Consider the following 6,658-nt stretch of genomic DNA (forward strand, 5'->3'; position numbering starts at 1 on the left):
GACATACGCTCATTGTGCCGGGCATATACCGAGGAGAGTATTCGTCACCTCGCCGCGATCATGCGCCAGCGAGAATACCCACCGGCCGCCCGCGTGCAGGCCGCCAACATCCTGCTTGATCGCGGTTGGGGCAAGCCGCCGCAAGCGCACACGGGCGAGGGGGGTAAGGATATCTGCGTCACCATCCGGCAAATCACCGAGCGCCGCGACGAGGATTGACGTTTGGCATCCAATGGTCTGCCGCCTATGGCGAGCCAATTTGAGCCCGGTTGTTGAACCGAGCTCGACACTACGCGACCCATCCCGAGGATCGGGCGCGGATGTCGTGATCTTCAAGTTTTGCGATGATTCAAAATTGGCTGATGAGGGCAAATTAGGATTGCCCCATCCCTTTGGGCGGCGCGCTAAGAGCCGCTGAAGGCTTGTCTTGTGGAGGTGTAGGGGCAGCTTCCCGAGATCGTCGCCGCCGGTCCCGGCGCCGCATTGATGGCGCCATGCAGAGACCTCAAAAAATTACCTTCCGCGAGATGCGCGACGCGGGCGTGCGCGGCGCGATCAGCCGAAACCGACGGCTTCCAACGGTCATGTTCTAAACCGGCCGTCTATAATTTTGGCTTTAGCTCCAATTGTCTTGCCGATTCCGCCGGTGATGGCATCAAGCTCATCGTCTCGCAAGACCGCCATGTCGTCATTGCCGCGCGGCGGTTCGTTCTCTCGGGCGATTTCGTTCTCTCGGGCAGTCTTTTGAGGCATGGTCTGCTCCCTTGTGAAGCGGCGCATGACAACATATCGGCCTCGCCTCGACTGTGATGCAAAGCACACTGCGGCTCGCAGGGCCGCGCTATCGCTCGACCGCCGATCCATGGCTCGACGAGGTGCGGCTATGTACCGCGTCATGGATGGCTCTCGTGATGCGCGCGGCCTAATGGCGCGGCTTCTGCTGGCTGATCTTAACAAAACGATTGGCACAGATTAGCAAGAGATCTCCCGTCATCTGTACTAACACGGCCGCACCCCAGGCATGGGGGTCCAACTCTCTCCTCCTTGCCCATCCCACGCAACTGAGAGATGAGCGTTTTTTCCGGGATTGGTGGCATGTCAGCACCGCCACTTCGCGGCCCATCCCGAAGTTCGAGACGCGGATGTTCTGATCTGGCACTTTCACGATGATGAGGGAACAACCGACAAAAGCCAAGATCAGGGCTCGCCGACGGGGTCATGAGCCCAGTCAACACTGCCTCGACTGCTATTGCAGCGCCCGCCAGATCGTCGCCTCGCCGCAGTCGTACTCGCGCGCCAGCTCTGCCATCGTCTCGCCAGCAGTGTAACGCTCGGCGACACGCCGGCGCTGGTTCGGATCAAGCACAGCGGGCCGGCCGAACTTCGTGCCCTTTCGTTTTGCCCGCCGGATCCCTTCTTCACACCGCTTGCGGATCAGGCCGCGCTCGAATTCGGCAATGCCGCCCATGATCGTCATCACCAGCCGCCCAACGTCGGTTGTGGTATCGCACCAGCTCTCACCGAGCGAGACAAAGCCGCAGCCCATCTCCTGAAGTTCGTGCAGGATATTCTGCAGGTCACGGCTCGACCGCGCCAGGCGGTCCAGCTTAACGACGGTCACCACGTCACCGTGCTTGAGGGCCTTCATCAGCTTCGCGAACTCGGGCCGCCCATTGGTCGACTTGCCTGAGGCCTTCTCGCTAAAGATCCGCTCACAGCCGGCGGCCTTCAGTGCCTCGACCTGGGCAGCGTTGTCCTGAGTGTTCGAACTGACTCTGGCGTAACCGAATTTCATGAAGTGCCCCATTTTGAAAGTTTGAGTTTCGGAATCTAAAAGTTGCGCTGGCACAAGGGCAATCTTAATTTTTCACAAACTACACTTTTTGAAATATGGTGTTGCGCGGCTTGCGCTGGGTATTGGAGCGGCCCGCTTTGATGTGACCGATCTAGTTGGCGCAGCGCGAGCCTCCCACGCGTTAATTCAGTGTCAGCGTGATTAGATGGCTGACCTTCTGCCGACGCACCACCGAACGCCTGACGCGATCAGGTGGAATCGAGCAACGTGTAGCTGGCGGCGTGGGCGGCGAGGCGGGTAACCCCCGGGGGCGGTGATGCGGGATTAAAACGGGGCAGGTACCGGTACCGGTTATTGCTGCACATTTTCGCGCGGCGTTTTGACCATTGGTCTCGCTATAGTACCGATGCTGCCCTTCGTCGAAATGGACGTGCGGTGTGGCCAATGTTCGGTTTTGCGATGGCGCGGCAAAAAGGTCGATGGCCGGGTGCGTTGATCCTTGACCGGGGTCGTCACCGCCTCGAATGACAACGCAGGGGAGAGTCTGTTGTGATTTCGTCTGATGAATTGTGCCAGGTCGCGATGCCGATGAAACCGGCATAGCCGATCACGTTCACCAGTATCTCCATCCACAGGGGCAAAAACGTCATTTCGCACCTCCCGCCAATCCCCTCCCTATCCAACTACACGTAAGGCACAGCTAGAGCGCGTAACTTTTTATCTCGGGGGATGTCACGAAGTCACGGCGGGCCTAGGGCGCGGCCGCGGGACGGGCGGAGGCTTCGTGGAATGTGGTGGCCTACCCCGAGTGCCCGACGGGAGCTACTCAGGATTTTGCCATCTTTTTAATGACGCACTGCCCGCCGGCACTTTTCAAATTGCCGCAGAACTGGGCCGCCTCTTCAGTGGATCCGAACGGGCCGACCATGGTGCGGTAATAGACGCCCTTGGCGCCGAGATCGGCGCGCTTGATGACCGGCGGACGGGACCCCAGCGCGGCGGGAAACTTGTTTTGCAACGCGCGATAGGAGGCCTGCACGTCGGCCTCGTTCTTCTGCGAGGAGACCTGAACCAGATAATCGCCGCCGGCCGAGGGAGCCGTCCGGACGGCATTGATGGCAGCGAGACCTGGCGCGCCCGGCGTCACCGGTGCGCTGGCGCTGGCGGCCGACGGGTTACGCTGGGCCAGAGCAGTTGGCGCGGACGCAGATGTGGCAGCCGGGTCCGGTATTGCGGGTGCGGCCGTACCCGCAGGGATCCCACCGTTCTCGGCGGGATCGCCCTTCACGACGAGCGTCTTGATCTGGCGCGGCTCGTTGTTCGGCATTGTGCCTTTCACGGTCATCGTCCGCGCCGGGCCGGTGGGAGAGCCGCTCACAACCGGTGGAGGGCTGCTGTTTTGGTTCAGCGGCGGAAATAGCTCGAGCGACGCATCGGACTTGGAATTGACGTCGGTCCACGCTTCGTCGCGCGATGCCAGCTTTTTACCGCCGTAGCCCGGCGGCACGCGATCAGGGATCTTGGAGGCGCTACCATCAGACTGGGCCGGCACCACATTGGTCGCGCTGTTGTCGGCTCTGACGATCGGCAGCTCGCCGCCGCGCGGAGAGCCGACATAGGTTCCATAAGCTACGGTCCCGACCACGGCGAGCGCCAGCGCCGCTGCAGCGGCCACCGTCCTGCCGAAGCCGCGTTGATGGGCGTAAGGATCGTCCGAATAGCGAGTATTTTCCTGCTCGACGGTTTTGATCAGGCCATACCGCTCGTCCGCGGCTTGTGGCTCGTGATAGTCCCGTTCTGACGCGGCTGCGTAACGGTGCAAGGGAGGCACGGGGCTCGAGCATTGCGGCTCTGGCTCTTCGTATTCCTGCCTGGTGCGCTGCCTCCATGGCGCCGATTGAGCGAGTGCACTCGCTTCTGCATCCACGGGGACGTTTTGCGGGCGGATATTCGTCCGCGACTGTAGTGGAAGGGGTGTCTTGGCCGCGGTGCCGAACGGATCGCTCTGCCCAGTCAGCTGCGCCAGTTTCGCCAGCAGACTACTCTCGTCTCGCAGAGCACCGCGATCATGCCCGGCTTCAGTAAGACAAGGCCGGTCCTGATAATTATCAGCCATGGCGAGAATGCATCCGTTTCAGGGCAGCGCCAACCCGCCATGACCACCGAGCCATGACAAACGAATTGGTCTCTGCCAGACAAAGGACGAGACTGATGGTCCGCCCCCTCGGTTAAGGGAATGTCAACGGGGCCGCTGTTCGCCTGTGATGTCGTCCGAAGTGATGGCACCCGATATCGAAACCGGGTTGCGCGGCCGATGCGGGGTCGATGGTCGACAACGTCGTGAAGTGCTAGAATTGAGCATCAAGTGCGGGCCTAGCGTCGGTCCGCTTTGTCACACTGAGGCGCAGCGCATGACAGATGCCTCAGGAAACGATCAGGGTCGCGCGGGCGGCGAGGGCGGGGGTGGGGAGGCCCCGGCGGCGGTATGTCGGGATCGCGATCGCTTGGGACTCCTGTACCGGTCACTCACCTATGGGTTGCCTGGCTAATACCAACCGAGCAGCCAATTCAGGATGACAAGTGCCGTTCCTAAAGTGACGAATGCGAAGAAAGCCACTACCAGCCAGTCCCGCTTCGAAAGTCTATCCATGCTCCACCCACTAAGCCGTAATCAATTAGCCGGCTTCATAGGAAACCATTTCTCTGCATGAAACTGCGTGCGGAAAACTGAGCCTCGTCACCTCGTACGGTTGAAAACTACGTCAAATTTCTGCTTCACAACAACTTGGTCGTAGACGCCTCTCAGGCTGTCGCTAGCAGGATCATAGTTGAGAGTGTAGGTGGACCCGCCGTAGCCGCCAGCGCGCAATTCAAAGAGAAGCTTGAGTCCGCTACCGTCGCGAACGACCTCCGCGGTGTGAAAAGGAAGCGGATTCGGATTAGCGTAGCTGGCGTGAAGCTTGCCATTCACGTCAACACTATTGATGTTGATTACGTAGGGTCCCGCGGTCCGAGCCCATCGGCCAACTACCACACTAAATGACAACGAGGCTGACGCTGGCGCGGCTTGAGGCGACTGGGCGGATGCAGAATCATAAAAGACCGCAGAAGCGGCAAGAATGATTAGGCCATTTCTAGCGGCAACGTTTTTCATGGGACGCCTCCTTGGCGATCCGAGACTACCGCGCCTCCGGCGGGCGCGACACCTCGAAACGCGGGTTCTTCCTCTCGCGCAAGGAAAATGCGGATGTGCGTTATGGGTCATGAGCCGCAATACTTGCGATGAGCAAATCTAGCTAGTCGGCTTCGCCCCTGAGAGCGGACCTCTTCGGGACGTGTCAGATTTGTCGCGATGGGCCAGAGCCGGACGTCAAACTCTTAGACATCATGCTCGATCATAGGCGCCCCTAATAGCCGCAACGTACCTATCTACGGAGTCCTGCAAAACCTGCTTGGCGCCCGAATGGATCACTCGCTCCCAGTGGTGGCTGTACACTCGATCGAATGCAAGGGGCATCAACGCGGCGCCGACTGCAAGAACGGCGTTTTCGGAGAGGGGAATGAAGTTTGGGATGCTGCGCATGAACGCGAAGGACTTCCGATCCAGGTTGGCGATGGCCATATCTGCCGAGCAGACGACGCCCTTTCCTCCGGCGCCCGCCGCCCAATGCAACATCGCTCCGCCGGGGAAGTGTCCGCCACCACGCACCAATGTGATACCGTTCATCAGCTCATGTATCTCCCCCTTCCAGAACTTGATGCAGTCATCCGGCTGCCTCACCCAATCGGCATCATCGGCGTGGAGATAAACCGGCACGTTGCCGAACGCTCGGCTCCAGTCAACAAGTGTCGTGTAGAAGTGCGGATGTGAAATCGCGATAGCGCGCAACCCCCCAAGCCCGTTGATAATGGCAATTGTGGCGTCATCGATTAGAGAGATGCAATCCCAGAGGATGTTGCCTTCAGGCGTACACACGAGCAGTGCGCGTTGCCCGATGGCGAATTTGGGTGTCGTGCCAATGCCGATGAGGCCGGGCTCGTATTGGCGGAATCCATTGTGGTGAGAGATCCGAAGCCGCTCCAGTGTTGTCCACGACTGCCCCTCAGGGGGAATGAACTGGCGTTCGTCCTCGCACACCGGGCAACGAGCGGGCGGCGCTTCGCTTGGCGGATATTGGGTACCACAGGTCGAGCAAATGAAGGCAGGCATGTGTCTCCCCCATTTTGGATCGCAACTACGACGAAGCCACCATATCCGGCACAGCCGTAAGAAAAAATACATAATCCGCCCAGGGCGAATGTCCGCTCAGGGTCAAAAGCGGTAAGGCTCAGCGCGAGCGAACGTTTTCCGGTTTGAGCCTCAAAGCAGACGCGAGGCCTTTATGAGTTCGCGCCCTCAGGCGTGCCACTGCGTTGACTAACAGCCTTGGATCTTCCGCTCTGCTGAACCTACGGACGCGGTGGCCTCGCCGTGAACAGCTGGGTAGGCTACAGGGGGCAGCCGGCCCGGGAATGGAGACGGCCCCGCGTGAGTGGAGCCGTCTCCCGCTCACCGCGGACAGGCCGTCAGTCAGCGGCCGCCGCTAACCGGAGATCTCCGACGCCGCGAACGCGGCATCTATGCGCGGTCGGCCCGCAGACAATGACTCTGAGACCGGCTCCGTAAAAGTGAGTCGTTCTGACCTAGGACGAACCACGGCCCCACCGACGGATTGCCGAAGCTTTGCTAACGCTGCAGTCGGACGTCCTGCGGCCATGGAGAACGCACTGCGCGACAAACGTGCCGCGCGATATCAGCCGCAGGCGCTGAGGGCGCGCGGCAAGGGTGGGCGAGACCCGGGCGCGGTGATGCGGGATTGAATC

At 60.4% G+C, this 6,658-nt stretch carries 6 protein-coding genes and 1 pseudogene; 1 reads left to right on the forward strand and 6 read right to left on the reverse strand.

The annotated features are described in order from the left end of the window. Positions 1–219, forward strand: a pseudogene (locus CQ12_RS01630) (hypothetical protein); the annotation flags it as partial. Between the two features lie 363 nt (positions 220–582). On the opposite strand, the gene CQ12_RS01635 reads toward CQ12_RS01630, so the two are convergent. The 6 genes from CQ12_RS01635 to CQ12_RS01655 all read right to left on the reverse strand — a co-directional run bounded on the left by CQ12_RS01635 (position 583) and on the right by CQ12_RS01655 (position 6,005). Beyond that, positions 583–753 (reverse strand): hypothetical protein, encoded by a 171-nt coding sequence (locus CQ12_RS01635; RefSeq protein WP_157087933.1) that lies wholly within the window; start codon positions 751–753, stop codon positions 583–585. Positions 754–1,246: 493 nt separating this feature from the next. Continuing rightward, positions 1,247–1,795 carry a recombinase family protein gene (locus tag CQ12_RS01640; protein WP_057833628.1) on the reverse strand — a complete coding sequence of 183 codons (549 nt, stop codon included), beginning with the start codon at positions 1,793–1,795 and terminating at the stop codon, positions 1,247–1,249. 512 nt (positions 1,796–2,307) lie between these two features. Further along, a complete protein-coding gene (locus tag CQ12_RS43245) occupies positions 2,308–2,445 on the reverse strand; it encodes a hypothetical protein (protein ID WP_157087934.1) in 138 nt (45 codons plus the stop codon). A gap of 176 nt (positions 2,446–2,621) precedes the next feature. Continuing rightward, complete coding sequence (locus tag CQ12_RS01645; protein WP_063799655.1) at positions 2,622–3,911, reverse strand: SPOR domain-containing protein; 1,290 nt, start codon at positions 3,909–3,911, stop codon at positions 2,622–2,624. Between the two features lie 621 nt (positions 3,912–4,532). Then, positions 4,533–4,949: a hypothetical protein gene (locus CQ12_RS41605; protein WP_198164042.1), complete on the reverse strand. Its 417-nt coding sequence runs from the start codon at positions 4,947–4,949 to the stop codon at positions 4,533–4,535. Positions 4,950–5,180: 231 nt separating this feature from the next. Further along, a complete protein-coding gene (locus tag CQ12_RS01655; protein ID WP_057833631.1) occupies positions 5,181–6,005 on the reverse strand; it encodes a hypothetical protein in 825 nt (274 codons plus the stop codon). Between the last annotated feature and the right edge of the window lie 653 nt (positions 6,006–6,658).

This window comes from Bradyrhizobium jicamae (genome assembly GCF_001440395.1).
Taxonomy (GTDB): domain Bacteria; phylum Pseudomonadota; class Alphaproteobacteria; order Rhizobiales; family Xanthobacteraceae; genus Bradyrhizobium; species Bradyrhizobium jicamae.

What these genes read in the sequence shown, in the direction of transcription:
- CQ12_RS01645 (WP_063799655.1), bottom strand. Translation starts at nt 3,911, where the DNA reads ATGGCTGATAATTATCAGGACCGGCCTTGTCTTACTGAAGCCGGGCAT.
- CQ12_RS01640 (WP_057833628.1), bottom strand. Translation starts at nt 1,795, where the DNA reads ATGAAATTCGGTTACGCCAGAGTCAGTTCGAACACTCAGGACAACGCT.
- CQ12_RS01655 (WP_057833631.1), bottom strand. Translation starts at nt 6,005, where the DNA reads ATGCCTGCCTTCATTTGCTCGACCTGTGGTACCCAATATCCGCCAAGC.
- CQ12_RS43245 (WP_157087934.1), bottom strand. Translation starts at nt 2,445, where the DNA reads ATGACGTTTTTGCCCCTGTGGATGGAGATACTGGTGAACGTGATCGGC.
- CQ12_RS01635 (WP_157087933.1), bottom strand. Translation starts at nt 753, where the DNA reads ATGCCTCAAAAGACTGCCCGAGAGAACGAAATCGCCCGAGAGAACGAA.
- CQ12_RS41605 (WP_198164042.1), bottom strand. Translation starts at nt 4,949, where the DNA reads ATGAAAAACGTTGCCGCTAGAAATGGCCTAATCATTCTTGCCGCTTCT.